This is a genomic window from Pseudomonas sihuiensis (assembly GCF_900106015.1).
GTDB lineage: Bacteria > Pseudomonadota > Gammaproteobacteria > Pseudomonadales > Pseudomonadaceae > Aquipseudomonas > Aquipseudomonas sihuiensis.
In genome coordinates this window covers 37,238-61,580 of the sequence record NZ_LT629797.1, presented here as the reverse complement: position 1 = coordinate 61,580, position 24,343 = coordinate 37,238, and the positions used below count along the sequence as shown (strand labels likewise).

General features: G+C 64.7%; 21 protein-coding genes. 8 read left to right on the top strand and 13 right to left on the bottom strand.

All coding sequences use genetic code 11. The features are described from left to right. The first annotated feature begins 92 nt into the window (after positions 1-92). Together BLT86_RS00330 and lpcA are read left to right on the top strand one after the other, a co-directional pair. On the top strand, positions 93-1,382 hold the full coding sequence (locus BLT86_RS00330) for a M18 family aminopeptidase (RefSeq protein WP_017678002.1): 1,290 nt from the start codon (positions 93-95) through the stop codon (positions 1,380-1,382). A gap of 14 nt (positions 1,383-1,396) precedes the next feature. Beyond that, complete coding sequence (gene lpcA, locus BLT86_RS00325; protein WP_092374123.1) at positions 1,397-1,984, top strand: D-sedoheptulose 7-phosphate isomerase; 588 nt, start codon at positions 1,397-1,399, stop codon at positions 1,982-1,984. Positions 1,985-1,993: 9 nt separating this feature from the next. Here the strand turns inward: lpcA and BLT86_RS00320 are convergent, their stop codons facing one another. From BLT86_RS00320 to BLT86_RS00300, 5 genes are all read right to left on the bottom strand, one after another. After that, entirely contained in the window at positions 1,994-2,401 is a 408-nt protein-coding gene (locus BLT86_RS00320; RefSeq protein WP_186351437.1) for a group I truncated hemoglobin, read from the bottom strand. 14 nt (positions 2,402-2,415) lie between these two features. Then, positions 2,416-3,267 carry a DUF3034 family protein gene (locus tag BLT86_RS00315; protein ID WP_017678005.1) on the bottom strand — a complete coding sequence of 284 codons (852 nt, stop codon included), beginning with the start codon at positions 3,265-3,267 and terminating at the stop codon, positions 2,416-2,418. Positions 3,268-3,270: 3 nt separating this feature from the next. Next, on the bottom strand, positions 3,271-5,610 hold the full coding sequence (locus BLT86_RS00310) for a putative bifunctional diguanylate cyclase/phosphodiesterase (protein ID WP_075745947.1): 2,340 nt from the start codon (positions 5,608-5,610) through the stop codon (positions 3,271-3,273). Further along, positions 5,597-6,283: a methylamine utilization protein gene (locus BLT86_RS00305; RefSeq protein WP_092374120.1), complete on the bottom strand. Its 687-nt coding sequence runs from the start codon at positions 6,281-6,283 to the stop codon at positions 5,597-5,599. The genes BLT86_RS00310 and BLT86_RS00305 overlap by 14 nt, the downstream gene beginning before the upstream one ends. Positions 6,284-6,420: 137 nt before the next feature. Beyond that, positions 6,421-7,170 (bottom strand): helix-turn-helix domain-containing protein, encoded by a 750-nt coding sequence (locus BLT86_RS00300; protein ID WP_017678008.1) that lies wholly within the window; start codon positions 7,168-7,170, stop codon positions 6,421-6,423. 245 nt (positions 7,171-7,415) lie between these two features. On the opposite strand from BLT86_RS00300, the gene BLT86_RS00295 reads away from it, so the two are divergent. The 3 genes from BLT86_RS00295 to BLT86_RS00285 all read left to right on the top strand — a co-directional run bounded on the left by BLT86_RS00295 (position 7,416) and on the right by BLT86_RS00285 (position 11,130). Continuing rightward, a complete protein-coding gene (locus tag BLT86_RS00295; RefSeq protein ID WP_064494210.1) occupies positions 7,416-8,120 on the top strand; it encodes a hypothetical protein in 705 nt (234 codons plus the stop codon). A 61-nt stretch (positions 8,121-8,181) separates the two neighbouring features. Next, entirely contained in the window at positions 8,182-10,578 is a 2,397-nt protein-coding gene (gene lon, locus BLT86_RS00290) for an endopeptidase La (protein WP_092374117.1), read from the top strand. Positions 10,579-10,737: 159 nt separating this feature from the next. Next, positions 10,738-11,130 (top strand): protease inhibitor I42 family protein, encoded by a 393-nt coding sequence (locus BLT86_RS00285; protein WP_017678011.1) that lies wholly within the window; start codon positions 10,738-10,740, stop codon positions 11,128-11,130. Between the two features lie 162 nt (positions 11,131-11,292). Here BLT86_RS00285 and BLT86_RS00280 read toward each other — a convergent pair whose 3' ends face one another. From BLT86_RS00280 to kdgD, 8 genes are all read right to left on the bottom strand, one after another. After that, on the bottom strand, positions 11,293-12,054 hold the full coding sequence (locus BLT86_RS00280; RefSeq protein ID WP_017678012.1) for an ABC transporter permease: 762 nt from the start codon (positions 12,052-12,054) through the stop codon (positions 11,293-11,295). A 145-nt stretch (positions 12,055-12,199) separates the two neighbouring features. Then, on the bottom strand, positions 12,200-13,123 hold the full coding sequence (locus BLT86_RS00275; protein ID WP_017678013.1) for an ABC transporter ATP-binding protein: 924 nt from the start codon (positions 13,121-13,123) through the stop codon (positions 12,200-12,202). 261 nt (positions 13,124-13,384) lie between these two features. Then, positions 13,385-14,326, bottom strand: coding sequence for a 2-hydroxyacid dehydrogenase (locus BLT86_RS00270; protein ID WP_017678014.1), 942 nt, complete (start codon positions 14,324-14,326; stop codon positions 13,385-13,387). A gap of 201 nt (positions 14,327-14,527) precedes the next feature. Further along, positions 14,528-15,946: an FAD-binding oxidoreductase gene (locus tag BLT86_RS00265; RefSeq protein ID WP_092374114.1), complete on the bottom strand. Its 1,419-nt coding sequence runs from the start codon at positions 15,944-15,946 to the stop codon at positions 14,528-14,530. A gap of 1 nt (position 15,947) precedes the next feature. Then, positions 15,948-17,504, bottom strand: coding sequence for a galactarate dehydratase (garD, locus tag BLT86_RS00260; protein ID WP_092374111.1), 1,557 nt, complete (start codon positions 17,502-17,504; stop codon positions 15,948-15,950). Between the two features lie 22 nt (positions 17,505-17,526). Beyond that, the gene (locus tag BLT86_RS00255) at positions 17,527-18,852 is read right to left on the bottom strand and encodes an MFS transporter (protein WP_092374108.1); all 1,326 of its coding nucleotides are present in this window, start codon (positions 18,850-18,852) and stop codon (positions 17,527-17,529) included. Between the two features lie 150 nt (positions 18,853-19,002). Next, complete coding sequence (gene gudD / locus BLT86_RS00250) at positions 19,003-20,352, bottom strand: glucarate dehydratase (RefSeq protein ID WP_092374105.1); 1,350 nt, start codon at positions 20,350-20,352, stop codon at positions 19,003-19,005. A gap of 111 nt (positions 20,353-20,463) precedes the next feature. Continuing rightward, a complete protein-coding gene (gene kdgD, locus BLT86_RS00245) occupies positions 20,464-21,375 on the bottom strand; it encodes a 5-dehydro-4-deoxyglucarate dehydratase (RefSeq protein WP_045734322.1) in 912 nt (303 codons plus the stop codon). Positions 21,376-21,703: 328 nt separating this feature from the next. Here kdgD and BLT86_RS25880 point away from each other — a divergent pair, with 328 nt between their 5' ends. From BLT86_RS25880 to BLT86_RS00235, 3 genes are read left to right on the top strand one after another with little or no spacing between them, the layout of a single operon-like run. After that, positions 21,704-21,868: a hypothetical protein gene (locus BLT86_RS25880; RefSeq protein WP_167377310.1), complete on the top strand. Its 165-nt coding sequence runs from the start codon at positions 21,704-21,706 to the stop codon at positions 21,866-21,868. Positions 21,869-21,924: 56 nt separating this feature from the next. After that, positions 21,925-23,319, top strand: coding sequence for an enolase C-terminal domain-like protein (locus tag BLT86_RS00240; RefSeq protein WP_092374102.1), 1,395 nt, complete (start codon positions 21,925-21,927; stop codon positions 23,317-23,319). Between the two features lie 35 nt (positions 23,320-23,354). Further along, complete coding sequence (locus BLT86_RS00235) at positions 23,355-24,332, top strand: tripartite tricarboxylate transporter substrate binding protein (protein ID WP_092374099.1); 978 nt, start codon at positions 23,355-23,357, stop codon at positions 24,330-24,332. Positions 24,333-24,343 lie beyond the last annotated feature (11 nt).

Below are 24,343 nucleotides of genomic sequence, written 5' to 3'. Positions count from 1 at the left end.
ATATTGCCGTTCTCTATCCGGGCCATGCATGCGCCGCTCTGCCAAGAACAGGCAAAACGGTTACACTGCGCCATCGCTGTCCGGAGTGATACATGCGCGAAGAACTGATTCAAGGCCTGCTCGATTTTCTCAACGCCTCGCCGACCCCTTTCCATGCCACCACCAGCCTGGCCATGCGCCTGGAAGCCGCCGGTTATCGTCACCTGGACGAGCGCGCGACCTGGCACACCGAAGCTGGCGGCCGCTATTACGTGACCCGCAACGACTCCTCGATCATCGCCTTCAAGCTGGGTAAGCGTCCGGCCGTAGATGGCGGCATTCGCCTGGTGGGCGCGCATACCGACAGCCCATGCCTGCGCGTCAAGCCAAACCCGGAGCTGCAGCGCCAGGGCTTCTTCCAGCTCGGCGTGGAAGTCTACGGCGGCGCCCTGCTCGCCCCCTGGTTCGACCGCGACCTGTCGCTGGCCGGCCGCGTGACCTACCGCCGCGACGGCAAGGTCGAGAGCCAGTTGATCGATTTCTACCAGCCCATCGCCGTGATCCCAAGCCTGGCCATTCACCTCAATCGTGAGGCCAACCAGGGCTGGGCGATCAACCCGCAGAACGAGCTGCCGCCGATCCTGGCCCAGCTCGCCAGCAGCGAAACCGCCGATTTCCGCGCCCTGCTCGCCGAGCAACTGGCCATGGAGCACGACTTCAACCCGGACGCGGTGCTGGATTACGAGCTGAGCTTCTATGATACCCAGAGCGCTGCCATCGTCGGCCTCAACCAGGACTTCATCGCCAGCGCCCGCCTGGACAATCTGCTGTCCTGCTACGCCGGCCTGCAGGCGCTGATCGACGCGGACGACGAGGAAACCTGTGTGCTGGTCTGCACCGACCATGAAGAAGTCGGCTCCTGCTCGGCCTGCGGCGCCGACGGTCCCTTCCTCGAGCAGGTGCTGCGCCGCGTGCTGCCAGACGGCGACGCCTTCGTCCGCACCATCCAGCGCTCGCTGCTGGTGTCGGCCGACAATGCCCACGGCGTACACCCGAACTATGCCGACAAGCACGATGGCAACCACGGCCCCAAGCTCAACGCCGGCCCGGTGATCAAGATCAACAGCAACCAGCGCTACGCCACCAACAGCGAGACCGCCGGTTTCTTCCGCCACCTGTGCCTGGAAAACGAAGTACCGGTGCAAAGCTTCGTGGTGCGCAGCGACATGGCCTGCGGCTCCACCATCGGCCCGATCACCGCCAGCCAGCTGGGCGTGCGCACGGTCGACATCGGCCTGCCCACCTTCGCCATGCACTCGATTCGCGAACTGGCCGGCAGCCACGACCTGGAGCACCTGGTGAAAGTGCTGACCGCCTTCTATTCCAGCCCTGAACTCCCTTGAGGTTCTGAGACGCGATGATCGAACATATCCGCAACAGCCTGCAGGAAGCCCAGCGCGCGCTGGAGGCCTTCCTCGCCAACGAACAGACCCTGCGCAATATCCAGAAGGCCGCCGAGTTGCTGGTCGAGAGCTTCGAGCACAAGGGCAAGGCCTTTTCCTGCGGCAATGGCGGCTCGATGTGCGACGCCATGCACTTTGCCGAGGAGCTGACCGGGCGCTACCGCAAGAGCCGTCCCGGCATCGCCGCCGTGTCGATCAGCGACCCAAGCCACATCAGCTGTGTGGCCAACGACTTCGGCTACGACTTCATCTTCTCGCGTTACATCGAGTCGCATGGTCGCGAAGGTGACGTGCTGATCGCCATCAGCACCAGCGGCAAGAGCCCCAACGTGGTCAAGGCCGCCGAAGCCGCCAAGACGCTGGGTGTGAAGGTGATCGCCCTGACCGGCAAACCCGGCTCGCTGCTGGAAAGCCTGGCCGACGTGTGCATCTGCGCCCCGGGCGGCGACTTCGCAGACCGCGTGCAGGAACTGCACATCAAGACCCTGCACATCCTCATCGAGCTGATCGAGCGCAAGCTGAGCCCGCAGAATTACACCTGAGCCCAGGCACTAGCGGTCGATCACCTGCCCGCGCATCGGCGCCAGGCGCGCCAGCAGGCGGTTCTGCGCCGGCGTCGGCACGCCCTCGGCCTCCATCGCGTCCTGCAGGTGCTCGACCAGGGCGTTGAAGTCGCTGGGTGTCAGGCGCAGGCCCTTGTGACTCTCCTCCATGCTGTCGCCGGTGTAGACGCAGGGGCCGCCGCTCTCGAAGCACAGCTGTTCGATCAGCTTCTCACGTAGACGCTCGATATCGATGTCGAGAAAGTGCCGGGCGATGCGCGGATCGCGCGCGCTGCCCAGCAGCATGCCTTCGACGATCCGCACGATACCGGGCTCCTCGCCCAGGGCGCGGTACAGGCCGTCGTCGCGCGGCGCCTGCTGGGCGCAGGCTGCCAGCAGCAGCGGCAGGCAGAGCATGGCCAGGCGCACGTTCAGAAACTCCCCTGCACGGACAGGTAGACACCGTCCTGGTTGTCCAGCGTGGCGATCTCGCCGAGTCGCGCGTAGGCCAGCACCAGGGCCAGGTTCTTGTTCGGGAAGTAGCCGACGAACAGATCGGCCCAGTCGCTCTCGCCGGCAAAGCTCAGGTTGTCGGGTTTTTCCCGGTACTCGATGCCCACCGCCCAGTGCCGATCCAGCAATACCGCAACCGAGCCTTCCTTGAGCCAGGAATGGCGGTCGCGCCGGTCGCCGCCGAAGCCCAGCAGGCCCAGTTCGTTGGCCCGGCTGTAGCGCAGGTTGGCGTTGAGCAGCAGGTTGTAGCCGAAGGCGCCGCCGAGAATCAGCCGGCTGGCCGCCAGGTAGCCTTCGCTGTCCTCGCGGCGCTGCGCGCCGACCAGGCTGGGCACGAGGAAGTCGCGCTGGCGCTTGTGCTGCAGGCCGAGGGCAATCTGCGGCAGGCGGTCGTAGATCAGATCGCCGGCCAGGCGCAGCTTGAGGCCGAGCACGTCCTGGCTGAGGCTGTTGTCCGGCAGGCGCAGGTCGCGGGCCAGGGTGCCCAGGTCGAAGCGCTGACGTGCATAAGACAGCTCGATGCGGTTGCCGTAGGCCGCCGCCACACCGGCCACGTCGAGGCGGTAGTCGCCGGTCTCGACGCGGGTGGCGAACACGTCTGCGCCCCACTCGCCGCGCTCGCCGTAACCGGCCAGCACCGCCCAGGGCGTGATCCCGCCGCCGGCGGCGCCTTCCAGGCTGGTGGCGCCGCCGGTGGCCAGCAGGCGGCCTTCGCCGGCAGCAGCCAGCTCGGCGCACAGGCACAGGCCCAACAGATAAGCGAGTCGCATGCTTCAGTGCACCTTGGCCAGGGGGGAATGATAGGGTTGCGCCAGCCAGGCCTCGAAGGCCGCGGCGGCCAGCGGCCGGCTGATCAGGTAGCCCTGCGCGGTGTCGCAGTGCCAGCGCTGCAACAGGCTCAGGCTGGGCGCCAGTTCGACGCCCTCGGCCACCACCTTGAGGCCCAGGCTGTGGCTCATTTCGATGGTCGAGCGGACGATCACCGAGTCCTCGCTGTGGTCGTCCAGCTCGCGCACGAAACTCTGGTCGATCTTCAGCTCCTGCACCGGCATGCGCTTGAGCTGCGCCAGCGAGGAGTAGCCGGTGCCGAAATCGTCCACCGACAGGCCGATGCCGCAGCCGCGCAGGCCGTGCAGCACCCGCAGCGCGCGCTCGGGGTCGAGCATCACGCCGCTCTCGGTGATCTCGAAGATCAGTTGCTCCGGCGCCACCCGGTACTGCGCCAGCAGCGCGCCGACCCGTGCCGGCAGACCGACGTCGAGCAGGTCCTCGGTGGATATGTTCAGCGACAGCTGCACCCAGACGCCGCGCCCGTCCCATTCCTGCAGCTGGCGCAGGGCCTCCTCGATGACCCAGGCGGTGAGCAGCTGGATGCTGCCGGTGCGCTCGGCCAGCGGGATGAATTCGCCGGGCGAGACCATGCCCAGCTGCGGGTGCTGCCAGCGCAGCAGGGCCTCGGCCTGGCGCACGCGACCCTCGCGGATGTCCAGCTTGGGCTGGTAGTGCAGCAGCAGTTGGCCCTGCGCGGCGGCGTGGCGCAGGTCGCGGATCAGGCGGATCTGCCGCTGCTGGGCGGCGTCGCGGCCCTGCTGGTAGAGCTGCAGGCGACCAGGTTGCTGGGCAGCGTCCTGCATGGCGATGCGCGCACGGCGCAGCAGGTCGTCCGGCGTGTCGCCGTCGGCCGGGTAGGCGGCGATGCCGATGCGGCAGTCCAGGGCGACGTCCTGCGTGCCGATGCGCAGCGGCTTGAGCAGCAGTTGATGCAGACGGTCGGCGCTGGCCACCGCGCTGTCGCCGTCGCACTGCTCCAGCAGCAGAAGGAACTCGTCGCCCAGCAGGCGCGCCAGGCTGTCGCCGGGGCGCAGGGTCGCTTGCAGGCGCCGAGCCAGCTGCTGCAGGGCCAGGTCGCCGCCGCCCTGGCCGCAGCTCTCGTTGATCGCGGCGAAGTTGCCCACGCCCAGGTACAGCAGCGCGGTGGGCCGCCCGGCGGTGATCGCGCTGCCCAGCCGTTCCAGCGCCAGGGTGCGATTGGGCAGACCGGTCAGCACGTCGTGCAGGGCGTTGTGTGCCAGCTGCCGCTCGCGCTCGGCGATGCCGCGCTGCATGTCGTTGACCGCCAGCGCCAGCAGGCCCAGCTCGTCGCTGCGAGCCAGGGCTACCGGCTGCTGGTAGTCGCCGCGGCCGATGCGCTGGGCGGTAGCGGCCAGTTCGCGCACCGGCCGCGACACGCTGCGTGCCAGCAACAGCGCGCCGACCAGCGAGGCGAGCATGGCCCCCAGGCTGATCAGCAGGATGCGCCGATCCAGCGGTGCGAACGCCGCCTCGGCCTCGCCGAGAGATTTGTGCAGCAGCGCCTCGACCCGGTAACCGGGGCCGCTGGCCAGTTGCAGGTGCTGGCCGAAGTAGTGCTCGACGCCGTCGTCGAGGCGCTGCGGCATCGCGCCGGCCACCTCCATCTGCGCCTCTAGCAGGGCCTGGGCGCTGCCCGGCAAGGTGCTGATCCAGGTCGGCGCCGCGCCGTCGCGACTGGCCACCAGGCTCAGCTCCAGGTGGGTCAGCTCGCGCAGTTGCAGGGCGAATTCGTGGTCCACGGCAAAGCCCATCAGCACCCGGGCGATCGGCAGCGGCGCGCTCACCGTGGCATCCACCAGCAGGTAGATCTGCCTGCCGATGGGCAGCAGGAACAGCCGCGGGCCGTCGCGCCGCGGCAACTGCAGCTGGCCGTCGAGACGGGCCAGCGCCTCGGCATCGATGCCCGGGTCGGTGCTCACCTGCAGGCTGCCGTCCAGCCCCAGCAGGAACACCGCGTCGGCGTTGATGCGCGCGCCCTGGTTGGCCAGTGCCGAGCGGATGGTCGGCGCATCGCCGCTGGCCACCGCGTCCTTGAAGCCGAAATCGGCCGCCAGTACCTGGGCGGCCTGCTGCAACTGGTCACTGCGCAGCGCCAGCAGTTGCTCGAAGACGAGGCTGCCGACGTTCAACTGCTCCTGCGCCTGGGCGCGCACTGCGGCATCGGTGGCGGCCTTCACCGCAACATAGAGAGCGCCGATCACCACCAGCAACAGCAGGATGAGGACGCCGGCGATACGCGCCTGGAAGCTACTGCGCAGCATCTTCGGCGGCTTTCCTGAAGGCCTCGCCGAACGCGCTCGGCGCCGGCGGCGCGGGTGACTCGGCAGGACCGCTGCTGGCCAGGACGAACCGCTGGCGCGGCGCCTGGGCGTCGAACTGCAGCTCGCCGGCGGCCTGCGGCAGCAGCTGCGGGTTGCCCGGGTGCCACAGGGTCACGGCGTAGCGCCCGGCCGGCAACTCGGCGATGGCCGCGCGGCCGTGCTCGTCGCTGACGGCGAACCAGGGGTCGTCGGTGACGTAGATATAGCCGAGCATCCAGTCGTGGATATTGCAGCCGAGCACCACCAGCCCGGGCTTGTCGAACAGCACCGGGTCGCTCGGCGTGCCCTGGTACAGGCGCAGCTCGAAACGCTTGGCCGGCGAGAAGGAATAGACCTGGTGGCGGATGTCGTCGCTGTTGGGGAAGGACACCGAGGTGCCGGTGCGCACCGCCAGCACATGGGGCTGGAATTGCTTGTTGCGCTGATCCATGCGCGCCGGCGGCGATGCCTGTGGCGCGTGCAGCGGGCCGCGCAGGCTGATCACCGCATCGGCCAGCGGCTGGCCGGCGGCATCCACCAGCTCGGCCTGCAGTGCCGCGGCATGCGCCAGGCCGGGCAGGACCAGGGCGGCGAACAGAACGAGGGGGAGCAGGCGGGAATTGCAACCAGTCATGCGCGTACCTTGGCCCGAGCCGAAGGCCGGACGTTCATAGGATTACATGCCGTCCTGGCAACCGAGTTTGGCGTACTGAGGTGATAGCCTAGCTGGCCGGCGGCAAACCGGCCAGCGGCAATTGGCCAGCAGCGGCGCTATTCTCGGCGCAGACGTTTCGGGGTCAGGCCCATATAGCGGCGCATGGCAGTGGTCAGCGCACTCTGGCTGGAGAAACCGCATTCCTCGGCGATACGCACCAGCGGCAGATTGCTCTCGCGCAGCATGCGCGCGGCGCGGTCGAGGCGAGTCTGAAGCAGGTACTGGTGTGGCGTGAGTCCGACGCTGTCCTTGAACTGAGCATGGAAGTGGCTGGGGCTCAGGCACATTTCGTGCGCCAGCTCGGCGACGCTGATACGCCGCGCCAGGTGCTCACCGATGTAATCGTCCAGGCGCTGCAGATCCAGCGCCCCTTGCGGCTGCCGGCGTTGTTCGCCAAACAGGCGCAGATGCAGGGCTCGGAGCAATACGCCGCCAAGAGAGCGTGCCAGAATCGAGTCGCTGCCATAGCGCTCCAGCTCTGCGCCGGCATAGCTCAGCAGGTGCTGGAAATCGACATCGAGGGCGGGATAACGCGGTGTTTCGAACAGACGGTGGAGCAGCTCCAGGTCTTCGCTGGGGGTATCCTGTTCGTCCAGGTCGAGAATCAGCATGCGGTTGTCGCCCATGCCGGCGAACTGGTGGGCGGCATCGCCCGGCACCAGGCAGGCGCGCATACGGCAGACTTCCCCACCGCGGCCGCCGACTTCGAATTCGGCGCGGCCGACCAGGGACATCACCAATTGGTGATGATCATGGGCATGTTCATGGGCCTGTTCATCCAGGCGGATCACACGGGCTTGCAGCATCGCAAAAGACTGGCGGCACGAAACAAGGGTTGCACTTTACTCCTTTCCCAGGGAAAACGCCGCAACCATCCATCAGCGAAATGGTTGCACCTATAGCAACCAGCGCACCAAATCACAGCTCCGGACAGCCTCAGGCCCTATTACCGTGCACCCGATCAATCCCGCTGAACCGCATTACACAGCCTCCGGCAAATGGCAGGAGAGTTGCTTCGCTCCTTTCGACCGTCCCTGACAAGCGAACCCCGATGAGCGATGCCGCCCTCATTTTTCTGACCCTGCTGGTCGTGCTGCTCACACTGAGCTACTGGCTCACCCACCGCGCGGAAAATCGCCAGTTGAAAGCCAGCAAACAGGCGGACACCGAGATCGTGCAGCGCTGCCTCGACCTGCTTCAGGCCCTGCAGAAACATCGTGGACTGGGCGCACAGCAGGATGCCGCGAGCGTCACGCAGCGCAATGCGCAGGCGCAGCAGCTGGATCAGCTCTGGCTGAACTGGCCCGGCGCCAGCATGCAACTACCTCCCCTGCAGCAACACTGGCCGCAGTTGCGCCGCAAACCCGCTGACTTCGATGCCCACTGCCGACTGATCGAAACACTGCTGACGGTGATCGAACAACTCGAAGATCGCCTCTACCGTCAACATCACCCCAGAATTCGCGGGCTCGGCGAGGCCTGCCGCTCGCTCGAAGACCTCGCCAGGCTGCGCGGCCTGGCGGTACGCGCGGCCAATTACGAGCGCTGCCCGCCTGGGCTGCAGATGCAACTGCGCTTTCTCTGCAACCGCATGCTCGATCAGGAACAGGACTCGCATCTGCTCGCGCTGATCGAGCGCCTGCAGAGTGACCTGATCGAGTCGGCACAGATTCGCCTGGCGCCCGGTGAGTGCTTCGCCCTGCTCACCCCACTGATTGAGCAGCGCCTGCAAGGCATTCGCCTGAGCCTCGACTGAAACGTTGAAAAAATCCTGCACTCGCCCCATGTAGCAACCAACGTACACGCAAAGGTGCTCCATGAACGATCAGGACAACACCCCCGAAGCTGTCGAAGTTCACGTCAAGGCCGATAGCACCGGCCTGGTACTGCCCGCACAGCTGTTGCCGGACAAGCTCTACATCATCCCCATCCACAACCGCCCGTTCTTTCCGGCGCAGGTGCTGCCGGTCATGGTCAACCAGCAGCCCTGGGGCCGCACGCTGACGCGCGTCGGCAATACCGAGCATAAATGCCTGGCGGTATTCTTCGTCGACACCCCGCCGGACGAACATGGCGAGTTCGACCTCGATACCCTGCCAGAGCACGGCACACTGGTGCGTGTACATCACGTCAGCGAGGAAGGCGGCAAACTGCAGTTCGTCGCCCAGGGACTGACCCGCGTGCGTATTCGCGGCTGGCTCAGCCGCCGCGGTCCGTACCTGGCCGAAGTGGAATATCCACAGCCACCGAACGATCCGCGTGACGAGGTCAAGGCCTACGGCATGGCGCTTATCAATGCGATCAAGGAGCTGCTGCCGCTCAACCCGCTATACAGCGAGGAGCTGAAGAATTACCTCAATCGCTTCAGCCCCAACGACCCGTCGCCACTCACCGATTTCGCCGCCGCTCTGACCACCGCCTCCGGCCAGGAGCTGCAGGAAGTGCTGGATACCGTGCCCATGCTCAAGCGCATGGAAAAGGTGCTGCCGCTGCTGCGCAAGGAAGTAGAGGTCGGCCGCCTGCAGAAAGAGCTGTCGGCGGAGGTCAACAAGCAGATCGGCGAACGCCAGCGTGAATTCTTCCTCAAGGAGCAGCTCAAGCTGATCCAGCAGGAACTGGGCATCAGCAAGGATGACAAGAGTGCCGACCGTGAGGAATTTCTCGCCCGCCTCGAAGGCAAGACCCTGCCCGCACCGGCGCAGAAGCGCATCGACGAGGAGCTGAACAAGCTGTCGATCCTGGAAACCGGTTCGCCAGAATACGCTGTCACGCGCAACTACCTGGACTGGGCCACCGCCCTGCCCTGGGGCATCCACGGCGAGGACAAGCTCGATCTGGGCCGCGCGCGCAAGGTGCTGGACAAGCACCACGCCGGCATGGACGACATCAAGCAGCGCATCACTGAGTTCCTGGCCGTCGGCGCCTTCAAGGGTGAGATCGCCGGCTCCATCGTGCTGCTGGTCGGCCCGCCCGGCGTGGGCAAGACCAGCATCGGCAAGTCCATCGCCGAATCCCTCGGCCGGCCGTTCTATCGCTTCTCGGTAGGCGGCATGCGTGACGAAGCGGAGATCAAGGGCCATCGCCGCACCTACATCGGCGCCATGCCCGGCAAGCTGGTGCAGGCACTGAAGGAAGCCGAGGTGATGAACCCGGTGATCATGCTCGACGAGATCGACAAGATGGGCACCAGCTACCAGGGCGACCCCGCCTCGGCGCTGCTGGAAACGCTGGACCCGGAGCAGAACGTCGAATTCCTCGACCACTACCTGGACCTGCGCCTGGACCTGTCCAAGGTGCTGTTCGTCTGCACCGCCAATACCCTCGATTCCATCCCCGGGCCGCTGCTCGACCGCATGGAGGTGATCCGCCTGTCCGGCTACATCACCGAGGAAAAACTGGCCATCGCCAAGCGCCACCTGTGGCCCAAGCAGTTGGAGAAAGCTGGCGTGCCGAAAGCGCGCCTGTCCATCAGCGATGCGGCGCTGCGCACGGTGATCGAGGGCTATGCCCGCGAGGCCGGCGTACGCCAGTTGGAGAAACAGCTGGGCAAGCTGGTGCGCAAGTCGGTGGTGAAACTGCTGGACGATCCCGAGGCGAAGATCCGCATCGGCGCCAAGGATCTCGAGGAAGCCCTCGGCATGCCGGTATTCCGCAACGAGCGGGTGCTGGCCGGCACCGGGGTGATCACCGGCCTGGCCTGGACCAGCATGGGCGGCGCTACCCTGCCGATCGAGGCGACGCGCATCCATACGCTCAATCGCGGCTTCAAGCTTACCGGCCAGCTCGGTGACGTCATGAAGGAGTCGGCGGAGATCGCCTACAGCTACGTCAGCTCGCATCTGAAACAGTTCGGTGGTGACCCGACCTTCTTCGACCAGGCCTTCGTCCACCTGCACGTACCGGAAGGCGCCACGCCCAAGGACGGCCCCAGCGCCGGCATCACCATGGCCAGCGCCCTGCTCTCCCTGGCGCGCAACCAGGCGCCGAAGAAGGGCGTGGCCATGACCGGCGAGCTGACCCTGACCGGCCAGGTGCTGCCCATCGGCGGCGTACGCGAGAAGGTGATCGCGGCGCGGCGGCAGAAGATCTTCGAACTGATCCTGCCGGAGGCCAACCGCGGCAGTTACGAGGAGTTGCCGGACTACCTCAAGGAAGGCCTGACCGTGCACTTCGCCAAGCGCTACGGCGATGTGGCGAAAGTGCTGTTCGACTAAAGAGGCGTATGTAGGAGCAAGCTCTGCTGGCGAAGCTTTTCAGGCCCGCCGACATTCGCGAGCAGAGCTCGCTCCTACAGCAAACCGCGCACCTCTACGGTCGCCACCGACAGGTCTATGCCGCTATGCTGGGCCAGGTTTCGTCGACTGGAGTTCGTCATGCATGCCACCTTGCGCCTGCTCACCCTGCCCGCCCTGGCCCTGCTTACGGCCTGCGCCCATCAATCCGGCACGCTGGAATTGAAGAAGGACCGGCAGTGCCCGCTGACGCTGAACAAGGGCCAGCAACTGATTCTCAGCCTGCCCAGCAACCCCACCACCGGCTTTCGCTGGGAAGTCCGTGATGGCGCGGCGAACGTGCTGCAAAGCCTCGGCCCCGAGGTATACAGCAATCCCGAAGACGCCGGACTGGTGGGCGCTGGCGGTATTTCCACCTGGCGCTTCACCGCGCGCGAGCCAGGCGAAGGTCGCCTGCTGCTGACCTACCAGCAACCGTGGGAGCAGAACGTGCCACCGGCAGAAACCTTCGAGTGCGAACTGCGGGTGAAGTGACGAAGGCTGATTCTGTGGGAGGGGCTTTAGCCGCGACGACTCGAAATCAGTCGCCGCTGAAGCGCCTCCCGTAGGGCGGGTGCAACCCGCCACCTATTCATGGCGGGTTGCACCCGCCCTACAGGCTTAGACGAGGAGCGGCTTCAGCCGCGAATGCCAAGCTCAGCTCTTGAGCCGGTAACCGGTCTTGAAGATCCAGCCCACCAGCAGGATGCACAGCGCCAGGAAGCCCAGCACCATGGCCAGGCTGACGCCGACATTGACGTCAGACACGCCGTAGAAGCTCCAGCGGAATGCGCTGATCAGGTACACCACCGGGTTGAACAGGGTCACCGTCTGCCAGGCCGGCGGCAGCATGCTGATGGAGTAGAAGGCGCCGCCGAGGAAGGTCAACGGCGTGACGATCAGCGCCGGGACGATCTGCAGCTTCTCCCAGCCATCGGCCCAGACGCCGATGATGAAGCCGAACAGGCTGAAGGTCAGCGCCGTCAGCACCAGGAACGCCGCCATCCAGATGGGGTGCTGAATCTCGAAATCGACGAACAGCCGCGCCGTGAGCAGGATGATCAGGCCGAGGATCACCGACTTGGTCGCCGCCGCGCCGACATAGCCGATCAGAATCTCCAGATAGGACACCGGCGCCGACAGCAGCTCGTAGATGCTCCCCGAGTACTTGGGCATGTAGATGCCGAACGAGGCGTTGGAAATGCTCTCGGTCAGCAGTGCCAGCATGATCAGACCCGGAATGATGAAGGCACCATAACTGACGCCCTGCACCTGGGTCATGCTCGAACCGATGGCCGAGCCGAACACCACGAAATACAGCGAGGTGCTGATCACCGGCGTGGCGATGCTCTGCAGCAGGGTGCGCCAGGTGCGCGCCAGCTCGAACAGGTAGATGGCCTTGATGGCGTACAGGTTCATGCGCAAATCTCCATTTCAGGGCGCTGAGAGGCGTAGCGAGCGAAGGTCAGGCAAGGCGAAGTCAGGCGAGGCCGCGGAGTGTACGCGTTGTACATGAGCAGGCCGAGCCTGACTTCAACGCAGCCTGGGCGAGCGCAGTAGCGTCTCATCGGCCTGAGACCAGTGACACGAAAATCTCCTCCAGCGAACTCTGGCTCGACTGCAGATCCTTGAAGTCGATGCCATGCTGCGCCAGATCACGCAGCAGTTCGGCGATGCCGGTGTTCTCGTGCTGGGCGTCGAAGGTGAACACCAGGGCATGGCCCTGATCGGCCAGCTCCAGGCCATAGCGCGCCAGCTCGGCCGGCACGCAGGACAGCGGCTGCTGCAGGTGCAGGGTCAGCTGCTTCTTGCCCAGCTTGTGCATCAGTACCTGCTTGTCTTCCACCAGAATGATCCGGCCTTTGCTGATCACCCCGATACGGTCGGCCATCTCCTCGGCCTCCTCGATGTAGTGGGTGGTCAGAATGATGGTCACGCCACGCTCGCGCAGGCGCCTGACCATGTTCCACATGTCGCGGCGCAGTTCCACGTCGACGCCAGCGGTAGGCTCGTCAAGGAAGAGAATCTGCGGCTCGTGGGAGAGCGCCTTGGCGATCATCACCCGGCGCTTCATGCCGCCGGACAGCTCCATGATCTTGGCGTTACGTTTGTCCCACAGCGACAGGTCCTTGAGCAGTTGCTCCAGGTAGGCCGGGTCGGGCTTCTTGCCGAACAGGCCACGACTGAACTTGACCGTCGCCCAGACGGTTTCGAACACATCGCTGACCAGTTCCTGTGGTACCAGGCCGATCTGCGAGCGGGCAGCACGGTAGTCACGGACGATGTCCTTGCCACCGACCAGCACCCTGCCCTCACCCGGATTGACGATGCCGCAGATGATGCTGATCAGGGTGGTCTTGCCGGCGCCGTTGGGGCCGAGCAAAGCGAATATCTCGCCCTGGCGAATGTCCAGGTCGATGCCTTGCAGGGCCGGATGCCCGGACGCATAGATCTTGTTCAGTTGCGAAATGGAGATGACCGACTGCACGGTGAGAGTCCTTGCCTGCGGAAAACATCACAGTTTACAGGGCATGAGGCACCGACATCAGCGCACAGGAGAAAAAACGGCGCACTTGTGGTGCGCCGGGGATGCTGCAGGTGAGGTAAGAAGCGATCACGGCGCTTGTGACGTCGTGACGATAGGCCAGGCTGCAGATGCCGCACGGCGTATTCAGCGGCCTTTCATGAATGCACACGAAGCCGTAGGGCGGGTGAAACCCGCCGCCTTGGTTGGCGGGTTGCACCCGCCCTACAACGGAGTCACTAACCTGCCGGTGGCGATGAAGGCGCGCAGGTTGTCCAGCACCAGATCGGCCATCTGCTGGCGCGTCTCGACACTGGCGCTACCGACGTGCGGCAGCAGCACCACGTTGTCCAGTTCACGCAACGCTGCCGGTACCTGGGGTTCGCGCTCGAAAACATCCAGCCCAGCACCACCGATTACCTTCTGCTGCAGTGCAGCGATCAGCGCCGCTTCATCGACCACCGAACCGCGCGCCACATTGATCAGAAAACCATCCGGACCAAGTGCTTCGAGCACCTCGGCGTTGATCAGATGATGGGTGGCCTTGCCGCCCGGGCAGGTCAGCACCAGGAAATCCGCCCAGCGCGCCAACGCCAGCAGATCCGGCTCGTGCTGGTAAGGACTGCCCTCGACCGCACGGCGATTGTGGTAACGCACCGGCATGGAGAAACCCGAGGCACGCAGTGCCACCGCCTCGCCGATGCGGCCGAGACCGACGATACCCAGGCGCTTGCCGCTGACCCGTCGCGCCAGCGGGAAACCCGTGGTGCTGTTCCAGGCGCCGCTGCGCACGAAGCGATCCGCCTCGGACAGGCGCCGAGCGCTGTCGATCATCAGGCCCATTGCCAGGTCGGCCACGCAGTCGTTGAGCACGTCCGGCGTGGTGCTGAGCACGATGCCGCGATCCCGCAGCAGCTCCAGCGGATAGGGATCGTAGCCGACACCGAAACTGCAGATGGCGCGCAGATTCGGCAGCAGCGCCAACTGCTCAGCCGTGCAGCCGAAGCGTGCCGAGGACACCATGTAGATGAACTGCTCGCCCTGTTCCCGCAGGAACGTCAGCGGCTCGGCCTGTTGCCACAGCGCACTGACCTCGTATTGCTCAGCCAGCTCGCGGTTGAAACGCTCGCTCAGCGGGCCGATCTGCAGCACCTTGGGTTTGCTCATTGTTCCTCCTGTCTCGACTGTACGACTTACCAGGCTGTTGAAAAACTACCTGCGTTGCCATTGCTGCGTTAAATACAGGCTCGTGCGCGAGTCCGATCAAAATGCTCATTTACAGCTCGTAAACTCCGCTTTTTCGCCTGTATTTGCGGGGCCGCCATCGGTATTGCACTGGCTGCCTCGCCTACGTTTATCAACGGCCTGTTACAGCAATTTGCCCGGATTCATCAGCCCGGCCGGATCCAGCACCTGCTTGACGCGGGCCATCAACTCCAGTTCCAACGGCGCCTTGTAGTGCTGCGCGGCCAAACGCTTGGACTGGCCCAGGCCATGTTCGGCGCTGATGCTACCGGCATCTTCCAGGACCTGATCGTAGATCACCCGCATGATCGCCTCAGCCTGCGCCTTGAACGGGCCATCCTCGGCGCCGACTGGCTTGCTGATGTTGTAATGCAGGTTGCCGTCGCCGACGTGCCCGTAGGCCACGATACGGACGCCAGGAAAAGCCAGTTGCAGCGCCTGGTCGGTACGCGCAATGAAGTCGGGAATACAGCTGACCGGCACACTGATGTCGTGCTTGAGGCTCGGCCCCTCGTGGTTCTGCGCCTCCGAGATGCCCTCGCGCAGTGCCCACAAGGCGCGCACCTGGGCGTCGCTGGCGGCGACCACGGCATCCAGCGCCACGCCCTGCTCGAAGGCGGTGCCGAGGCCCTGCTCGAGCATCTCGTTCAACGGCGCATTGGGCTGGGTATCGCTCAGTTCGATCAGTACGTACCAGGGATGCGCTTCGGCGAAGGGATCGCTGACGCCGGTGACATGGCGCAGGACGAACTCGACGCTCTGTCGCGACATCAGCTCGAAGCCGGTCAGGCGGTCGCCGCACAGGCTGCGCATCTGCCCGATCAACTCGACGGCTGCCTGCGGGCTGGGCAGAGCCACCCAGGCGGTGGTCAGGCTGCGCACGGCGGGAAACAACTTGAGCACGGCGGCGGTGATGATGCCCAGCGTACCCTCACTGCCGATGAACAGGTGCTTCAGATCGTAGCCGGTATTGTCCTTGCGCAGCCCGCGCAGGCCATCCCAGATGCGCCCATCGGGCATCACCACTTCCAGGCCCAGGGCCAGGTCGCGCATATTGCCGTAGCGCAGTACCGCGGTGCCGCCGGCATTGGTCGCCAGGTTGCCGCCGACCGTGCAGCTACCCTCGGCGCCCAGCGACAGCGGGAACAGCCTGCCGACCTCGGCGGCGGTCTCCTGCAACTGCTGCAGGATCACCCCCGCTTCGACGGTGATGGTTTCATTGCCCACGTCCACTGCGCGGATACGCTTCATGCGCGTCAGCGACAGCACGATCTGCGCCCCGGAGTCGTCCGGAATAGAGCCACCGCACAGGCCGGTATTGCCACCCTGCGGCACCAGGGCGACGCCGGCCTGCGCGCACAGACGCACCACCGCAGCAACCTCCTCGGTCGAGGCAGGCCGCAGCACTGCAGCCGCCTGGCCGCGATAGGCGCCGCGCCAGTCGCTCAGATAGCTCTGCATGCGCTCGGCGTCAGTGATCAGGCCAGCCTCGCCGACCACCTCGCGCAGCGCCTGGAGCAGATCATCGGACAGGCCACTCATCTCAGGTCACCGGCGCCGGGTTGAACAGCACCAGATCGTTGTGCAGGCGCAGGTGCTCGGCGCAGGTCTGCTTGCGACCGCTGGCCACGTCCAGATAGAGCTGGAAGATATGCCAGCCCATTTCCTCCAGCGTCATGCGCCCGGAGACGATCTGCCCGGCGTCGACGTCGATCAGGTCCGGCCAGCGCTCGGCCAGTTGGGTGCGTGTGGCCACCTTGATCACCGGCACCATGGACAGGCCATAGGGCGTGCCGCGACCGGTGGTGAAGATGTGCAGGTTCATCCCGGCAGCCAGTTGCAGGGTGCCGCAGATGAAGTCGCTGGCCGGGGTGGCGCAGAACCACAGGCCCTTGCCACGAATGCGCTCGCCCGGGGAGGCGACGCCAGCAATCGGGCTGTTGCCGGACTTGGCGATGGAACCCATCGCCTTCTCGACGATGTTGTTCAGCCCGCCCTTCTTGTTGCCCGGCGTGGTGTTGGCGCTACGGTCGGCCATGCCACGCTGCAGGTAGCGGTCGTACCAGTCCATCTCGCGGATCAGCGCATCGGCCACCTCGACGCTGGCGGCGCGCGGCGTGAGCAGATGGATGCCGTCACGCACCTCGGTATTCTCGGAGAACATCACCGTGGCGCCGGCGCGCACCAGCAGGTCGGCGGCCACGCCCAGGGCCGGGTTGGCGGTGATGCCGGAGAAGGCGTCGCTGCCACCGCACTGCATGCCGACCACCAGCTCGGAGGCCGGTACACGCTCACGGCGACGCTGGTCGAGCACCTTCAGGCGATCCTCGATCATGCCCATGATCTGCTCGACCATGCCGGTGAACCCGGTGCCGGAATCCTGCAGGCGGAACAGCCAGTCTTCCTCGTCCATGCCGTTGGTGAGCTGGTCGCCATCCATCAACTGGTTGGCCTGCAGCTTCTCGCAGCCGAGACTGATCACCAGCGCCTGGCCGCCCAGGTTGGGGTTGCGACTGATGTTGTACAGGGTACGGATCGGCACCACCGCGTCCGGCGCGTTGATCGCTACGCCGCAGCCGTAGCTGTGCGACAGCGCCACCACGTCGTCGACATTGGGGTATTTGGGCAGGATTTCCTTGCGCACGCGCTCGACCACATGATCGAGCACGCCGACCACGCACTGCACCGTGGTGGTCACGCCGAGGATGTTACGGGTACCGACGCTGCCGTCCGGGTTGCGGAAGCCTTCGAAGCTATAGCCTTCCAGCGGCTCGCCGGGTGCGGTCTTGATGGTCGCCTTGGGTAGGTTGTCCAGAACCGGCGGCTCAGGCATGCGCAGCACCTGCTCGGTGACCCAGCTGCCGGCGGCGATGGATTTGAGCGCATAGCCGATCACTTCGCCATAACGCACCACCTCGCCGCCCTCGGCGATATCCACCAGCGCCACCTTGTGGCTCTGCGGGATGCCTTCGATAGCCGTCAGGCCATCATCGAACTGGCCGCCAGCGGCGACACCCTGGTCATTGACCACCACGCCGACGTTGTCGGTCGGGTGCAGGCGGATGTAACGAGGCGAATCCTGATGGGGAATCAACTGCATGACACGTGCTCCTGTTGTGCGTTCAGGATGTCGAGCCAGACGTGGCGTCCAGCTCGACCCTGTGAATTTGGCCGACGATCAGGCCGAAGCTGACGACCGCCAGCAGGGCATTGAGGCCGACATAGACCAATGCCCCATCGAAAGAACCGGTATGACTGACCAGGTAGCCAATGACGATTGGCGTGGTGATCGCTGCCAGGTTGCCGAAGGTGTTGAACAGCCCGCCGGACAAGCCAAGGATCTGCCGTGGCGAGGTGTCGGCCACCAGCGTCCAGCCCAGCGAGCCGAGGCCCTTGCCGAAGAAGGCCAGGGCCATCAGCGCCACCACGGCCGTGTCGCTCTCGACATAGATGCACAGCACCACGGCGCTCGACAGCAACAGACCGAGCACCATCGGCAGCTTGCGCGCCAGGGTCAGAGAGTGGCCGCGGCGCACCATGCCGTCGGACAGCAGCCCGCCGAGCACACCACCGACGCAACCGCTGATAGCCGGCAGCGCCGCTGCGAAACCGGCGCCAAGGATGCTCATGCCACGCGCCTGCACCAAGTACACGGGAAACCAGGTGAGAAAGAAGTAGGTAATGGCGTTGTTGCAATACTGGCCAAGGTAGATGCCAATCATCGTGCGCGGGCGCAGCAATAAACCCAGATAGCGCCACTGCGAGCCGCCACTACCGCCACGCTGCCCTTCCAGATCGATCAGCGCCCCGCCTCGCTCCAGGTGTGCCAGCTCGGCTGCTTCGATACGCGGGTGCTGACGCGGGCCGTGCAGCTGTTTGAGCCACACAAACGACAGCGCCAGACCCAGGCAACCAAGCACGACGAACACCGCTTGCCAACCCATCGCCTGCACCACCCAGCCCATCAGCGGAGCGAACAGCGCGGTGGCGGCATACTGCGCCGAACTGGAAATGGCCGTGGCAGTAGCGCGCTCGGCAGTGGGAAACCAGGAAGCGATGATCCGCGCGTTGCCGGGAAAACACGGTGCACTGGCAAAACCCACCAGCAGCCGCAGCAGGAACATCGAGGTCACCGCCCAGGTGGTCGGCAGCCAGCCGACGAAGCCCTGCAGCAGGGTCAGCGCCGACCAGACGAACAGCGCCAGGGTGTACACCGGCTTGGTGCCGAAGCGATCGAACAGCCAGCCACCGGGAATCTGCCCGATCACGTAGGCCCAGCCGAATGCAGAGAAGATGTAGCCGAGCGTCACCGCGTCGATGCCCAGACCGGCCTGCATCGCCGAACCGGCGACGGAGAGGCTGGAGCGATCAGCGAAGGTGATGGTGGTGACCAGAAACAGCATCAGCAGAATGCTGTAGCGCACACGACCCGGTTTGGCATCTGGCATCGGCAAGGCTCGTGAGACAGAAGGAAAGGCTGAGCCCGTAGGCCGCGGCGAACACCCCGTAGGGTGGGCTTCAGCCCACCGGTTGTAGTCAAGGTGGGCTAAAGCCCACCCTACGGGACCGCAAGATCACGGAACGGCGTCAGGCCAGGCTCAACGCACCAGGCAGGGCTTCTTGTTATTGAAGGTCCAGCCCGGAATCAGGTACTGCATGGCCACCGCGTCGTCGCGCGCGCCCAGGCCCTTGGCCTGGTACAGCTCGTGCGCCTTGGCCAGCGCATCCCAATCCAACTCGACGCCGAGGCCCGGCGTTTTCGGCACCTGCACCAGACCACCTTCGATGCGCAACGGGTTACGCGTCAGGTACTGGCCGTCCTGCCAGATCCAGTGGGTATCGATGGCGGTCACGCGCCCCGGTGCCGCCGCGGCGACGTGGGTGAACATGGCCAGGGAGATGTCGAAGTGGTTGTTCGAATGCGAGCCCCAGGTCAGGCCCCAGTCGTTGCACATCTGCGCCACGCGCACGGAACCGGCCATGGTCCAGAAGTGCGGGTCGGCCAGCGGGATATCCACCGATTGCAGGGAAATGGTGTGGCCCATCTGCCGCCAGTCGGTCGCGATCATGTTGGTCGCGGTGGGCAGACCGGTGGCACGGCGGAACTCGGCCATCACTTCACGACCGGAGTAGCCGTTCTCGGCGCCGCAGGGGTCTTCGGCATAGGCCAGCACGCCATGCAGGTCGCGGCACAAGGCGATGGCCTGATCCAGTGACCAGCCGCCATTGGGGTCGAGCGTCACACGCGCGTTCGGGAAGCGCGCGGCCAGGGCACGAATCGCCTCGACTTCGGCCTCGCCATGCAGCACACCGCCCTTGAGCTTGAAGTCATTGAAGCCGTAGCGCGCATGCGCGGCCTCGGCCTGGCGGACGATGGTTTCCGGAGTCAGCGCAGTCTGGTTGCGCACACGCTCCCAGGTGTCATCGGCATCGCGCTCATCGCGGTAGCCGAGATCGGTCTTGTCCTTGTCACCGACGAAGAACAGATAACCGAGCATTTCCACCGCATCGCGCTGCTGGCCTTCGCCAAGCAGTGCAGCCACCGGCACACCGAGGTGCTGGCCGAGCAGGTCGAGCAACGCCGACTCCAACGCGGTGACGGCATGGATGGTGATACGCAGGTCGAAGGTCTGCAGGCCGCGACCGCCGGAATCGCGATCAGCGAAAGCGTGGCGTACCTGATTGAGCAATGCGTTGTAGTTGCCGACCGGCTGGCCGACAAGGATCGAGCGAGCGTCTTCGAGGGTCTTGCGAATGCCCTCGCCGCCGGGGACTTCGCCGACACCGACATGGCCGGCGCTGTCCTTGAGAATGAGGATGTTGCGGGTGAAATACGGGCCGTGGGCTCCGCTCAGGTTGAGCAGCATGCTGTCTTGACCGGCGACCGGTACGACTTGCAGCTCGGTGATCAGCGGAGTGCCGACAGCGGCAGGAATCTGTGAAGTCATGAGCGTTACCCTGTTGTTCTTATGCGGGTTCGACAATGGTTCAACGCGGTCGCGCCCGGCCTGCCGGAGCGCGACTGGGCCGCTCGCCGAAGCGAGCGGCCACCTGCGGTGTTACTGCGCGCCTTGCGCTTCGATCAGCTTGGCCAGGGCTTCGTACTCGTCCGGCAGCAGATCGGTCAGTGGCGCACGTACCGGGCCGGCATCGTAACCAACGATCTTGGCACCGGCCTTGACGATGCTCACGGCATAACCGGCCTTGCGGTTGCGGATGTCCAGGTACGGCAGGAAGAAATCGTCGATCAGTTTGCCAACGGTGGCGTGATCTTCCGCGGCGATGGCGCGGTAAAAGGCCATGGCGGTTTTCGGGATGAAGTTGAACACGGCCGAGGAGTAGACCGGTACACCCAGGGCCTTGTAGGCCGCAGCGTAGACTTCAGCGGTCGGCAAGCCGCCGAGGTAGGTCAGACGCTCGCCCAGGCGGCGACGGATCGACACCATCAGCTCGATGTCGCCCAGGCCGTCCTTGTAGCCGATCAGGTTCGGGCAGCGCTCGGCCAGTTGCTCCAGCAGGGTGGCATTGAGGCGGCAGACGTTGCGGTTGTAGATCACCACGCCGATCTTCACCGACTTGCACACCTGCTCGACATGAGCGGCGACGCCGTCCTGAGAGGCTTCGGTCAGGTAGTGCGGCAGCAGCAGCAGGCCCTTGGCACCCAGGCGCTCGGCTTCCTGCGCCATCTGGATGGCCACGCGGGTCGGGCCGCCGACGCCAGCCAGGATAGGTACGGACTTCTCGCAGGTATCTACGGCAGTCTTGATCACGGCGCTGTATTCGTCCGGCGCCAGGGAGAAGAACTCGCCAGTACCGCCGGCAGCGAACAGAGCGGAAGCACCGTAAGGCGCCAGCCACTCGAGGCGGCGTACGTAGCCAGCCTGGTTGAAATCACCGGCGGCATCGAAGTCGGTCACCGGGAAAGACAGCAGACCAGAGGAGAGGATGGACTTAAGTTCTTGTGGATTCATTATGCGAACACCCTAGTAAAGCGAGTTGTGAGGAATAGCGTCAGCCGCAGCTGTAGAGATACGTTATCGTACAACAACAAAAAAAAACACCAGTTTTTATATCGTCCGTTCGTCGAAGATTTACCCGCCCTCGCCCGCCTCGCCGGAAAACCGCAACACAAGCGCAAAGCTCAGACTAGAGCAGGCTCCATGATCACGCCAGAAGAAATGGCAGCGCAATCATCATTAGCCATGAGCAGCGTTGACAGGTCAGGAACAGGCTGGTACTAATTTCACCAAGTCATACGACAACCTATGACATTCCAATAAAAACAAACGAGGCCAGGTCATGTCACAGACCTTCACTGCCGCTACCTGCTGCCAACGTGCGCATCGCCACATCGCTGTGCGCACTCGCCAGAACAGCACAGCCTGCACTGGCTTCGTTGCCATCTTTGCTCACGCTCTCATCCATTGCAGCGCGGATCGCCTGCTGATCCCGGTGCACGACTGAACCGTACCTTCGCCATTGCGGCCGAGGGCCGCACCAAGTCTGGAGCCCCTGCCAAGATGTACGAAGCCTCCCGCAACAGCACACCTCAGATAGTCGAGATGCAGGTCATCCCGGTAGCCGGCCATGACAGCATGTTGCTCAACCTGTGTGGCGCCCACGCCCCCTACTACACCCGCAATCTGGTGCTGCTCAAGGACAATGCCGGGCGCATCGGCTGTGGCGAGGTTCCCGGTGGCGAAGGCATCCGCCAGGCACTGGAACGCTGCCGCGAGCTGGTGATCGGCCAACCGGTCGGCCGCTACAACCGCGTGCTCAATAGCCTGCGCCAGGCCATCGCCGGGCCGGCCAAAGGGCCTCAGACCACCCAGCATCAGGTCACATCCGAATCCGAAGCACGCGTGCTCAAGCAGCCCCACGAGATCAACCTGCGCCTGGACAACGTGATCACCGCGGTCGAGGCTGCCCTGCTCGATCTGCTCGGCCAGCACCTCGACGTGCCAGTGGCCGAACTGCTCGGTAGCGGCCAGCAACGCGATCATGTGCCGATGCTCGCCTACCTCTTCTATATAGGTGAGCGCCAGCGCACCGACCTGCCTTACCTCGCCGGCAAAGGTTCGGCGGACGACTGGTATCACCTGCGCCATCAGGCCGCGATGACACCGCAGGCCATCGCCCGCCTGGCCGAGGCCGCCCATGCACGCTACGGCTTCAGCGACTTCAAGCTCAAGGGCGGCGTGATGCATGGCGCCGAGGAGATGGACGCGATCCGCGCGATCAAGGCGCGCTTCCCCGATGCACGCGTCACCCTCGACCCCAACGGCGCCTGGTCGCTAGATGAAGCCATCGCCCTGTGCCAGGGCCAGAACCATGTGCTGGCCTACGCCGAAGACCCTTGTGGCCCGGAGAACGGCTATTCCGGCCGCGAGATCATGGCCGAGTTCAAGCGTGCCACCGGCATTCCTACCGCCACCAACATGGTCGCCACCGACTGGCGGCAAATGGGTCACTCGCTGCGCCTCGAGGCGGTGGACATTCCACTGGCCGACCCGCACTTCTGGACCATGCAGGGCGCCGTGCGTCTCGGTCAGGTGTGCGAGGAATTCGGCCTGACCTGGGGCTCGCATTCGAACAACCACTTCGACATTTCCCTGGCCATGTTCACCCATGCCGCCGCGGCCGTACCAGGCCGCGTCACCGCCATCGACACCCACTGGATCTGGCAGGAAGGCGAAGAGCGCCTGACTCGCGAGCCGCTGCAGATCATCGGCGGCCAGGTAGAGGTCCCCAACAAGCCCGGCCTCGGCATCGAGCCGGACATGCAGCGGATCATGGCCGCTCACGAGCTTTACAAGAAGGTGGCCAACGGCGCGCGTGACGACGCCATGGCCATGCAGTACCTGGTTCCGGGTTGGCAGTACGACCCGAAACGTCCCAGCCTCGGCCGCGACTGACTCACGCGGCTTTTATCCAACCCCGGAGTATTCCAATGAAAAAAACATTCCGCGCCTCCCTCCTTTCTGCCCTGGTCGGCATGGGTGCCCTGGCCACTCATTCCGCCACCTTCGCCGATGAGGTCAAATGGCCGACTCGTCCGGTGCAGGTCGTGGTGATCGCCAACCCCGGCGGCGACACCGACTTCAACGCCCGCATGATGGCCAAGTATTTCAACGAGATCACCGGCAAGACCATGGTGGTGACCAACGTCGCTGGCGGTGGTGGCACCCTGGCAGCCGAACAGGTCAAGGGCGCAGCGGCGGATGGCAACACCATCCTCTTCACCCATCCGGGCCAGCTGATCGTCAACGAAGTCGCCGGTCTGACCGAAGACAGCTTCGAGACCTTCGATGTTTCCTGCATCGCTGGCGTCGACAAGAGCACCGTATTCGTTGCCTCCAAACAATCCGGCGTGACCAGCATGCAGGACCTGGTGGACAAATCGAAAGCCAACCCCGGCAGCATCACCTACGGCACCGAGATGGGCAGCTTCTCGCACATCCAGGGCCTGATGCTGGAAAAACTCACCGGCGCCAAACTGAAGATGGTCGACGGTGGCACCGTATCCGACCGCGTGGTCGGCATGCTCGGTGGTCGTCTGGACATGGGCGCCATCACCTATGGCTCCGTACAGGACTACGTGCAGGGCGGGCAGATGGTCGCACTGGGCCAGCCCAACGAGGAACGCAACGCCATGCTCGGCGAGGTTCCGACCCTCAAGGAGCAAGGCCTCGACATCACCATGGACAAGCCCTACGTCGTGGCTTTCCCGAAAGGCACCGACCCGGCGATCGTGAAGAAGATGTCTGACATCATGAAGCAGATCACTGAGAAACCTGCTTACGCCGAAGACCTGAAGAAATTCAAGCAACCGGTCGCGTTCTACGGCACCGAAGAGGCCAAGCAGATTCTGGCCAAGACCCGCGAAGACTTCATGCAGTTCAAGGATGAGCTGCGTAAGGCCAAGTAAGCCATAACGCA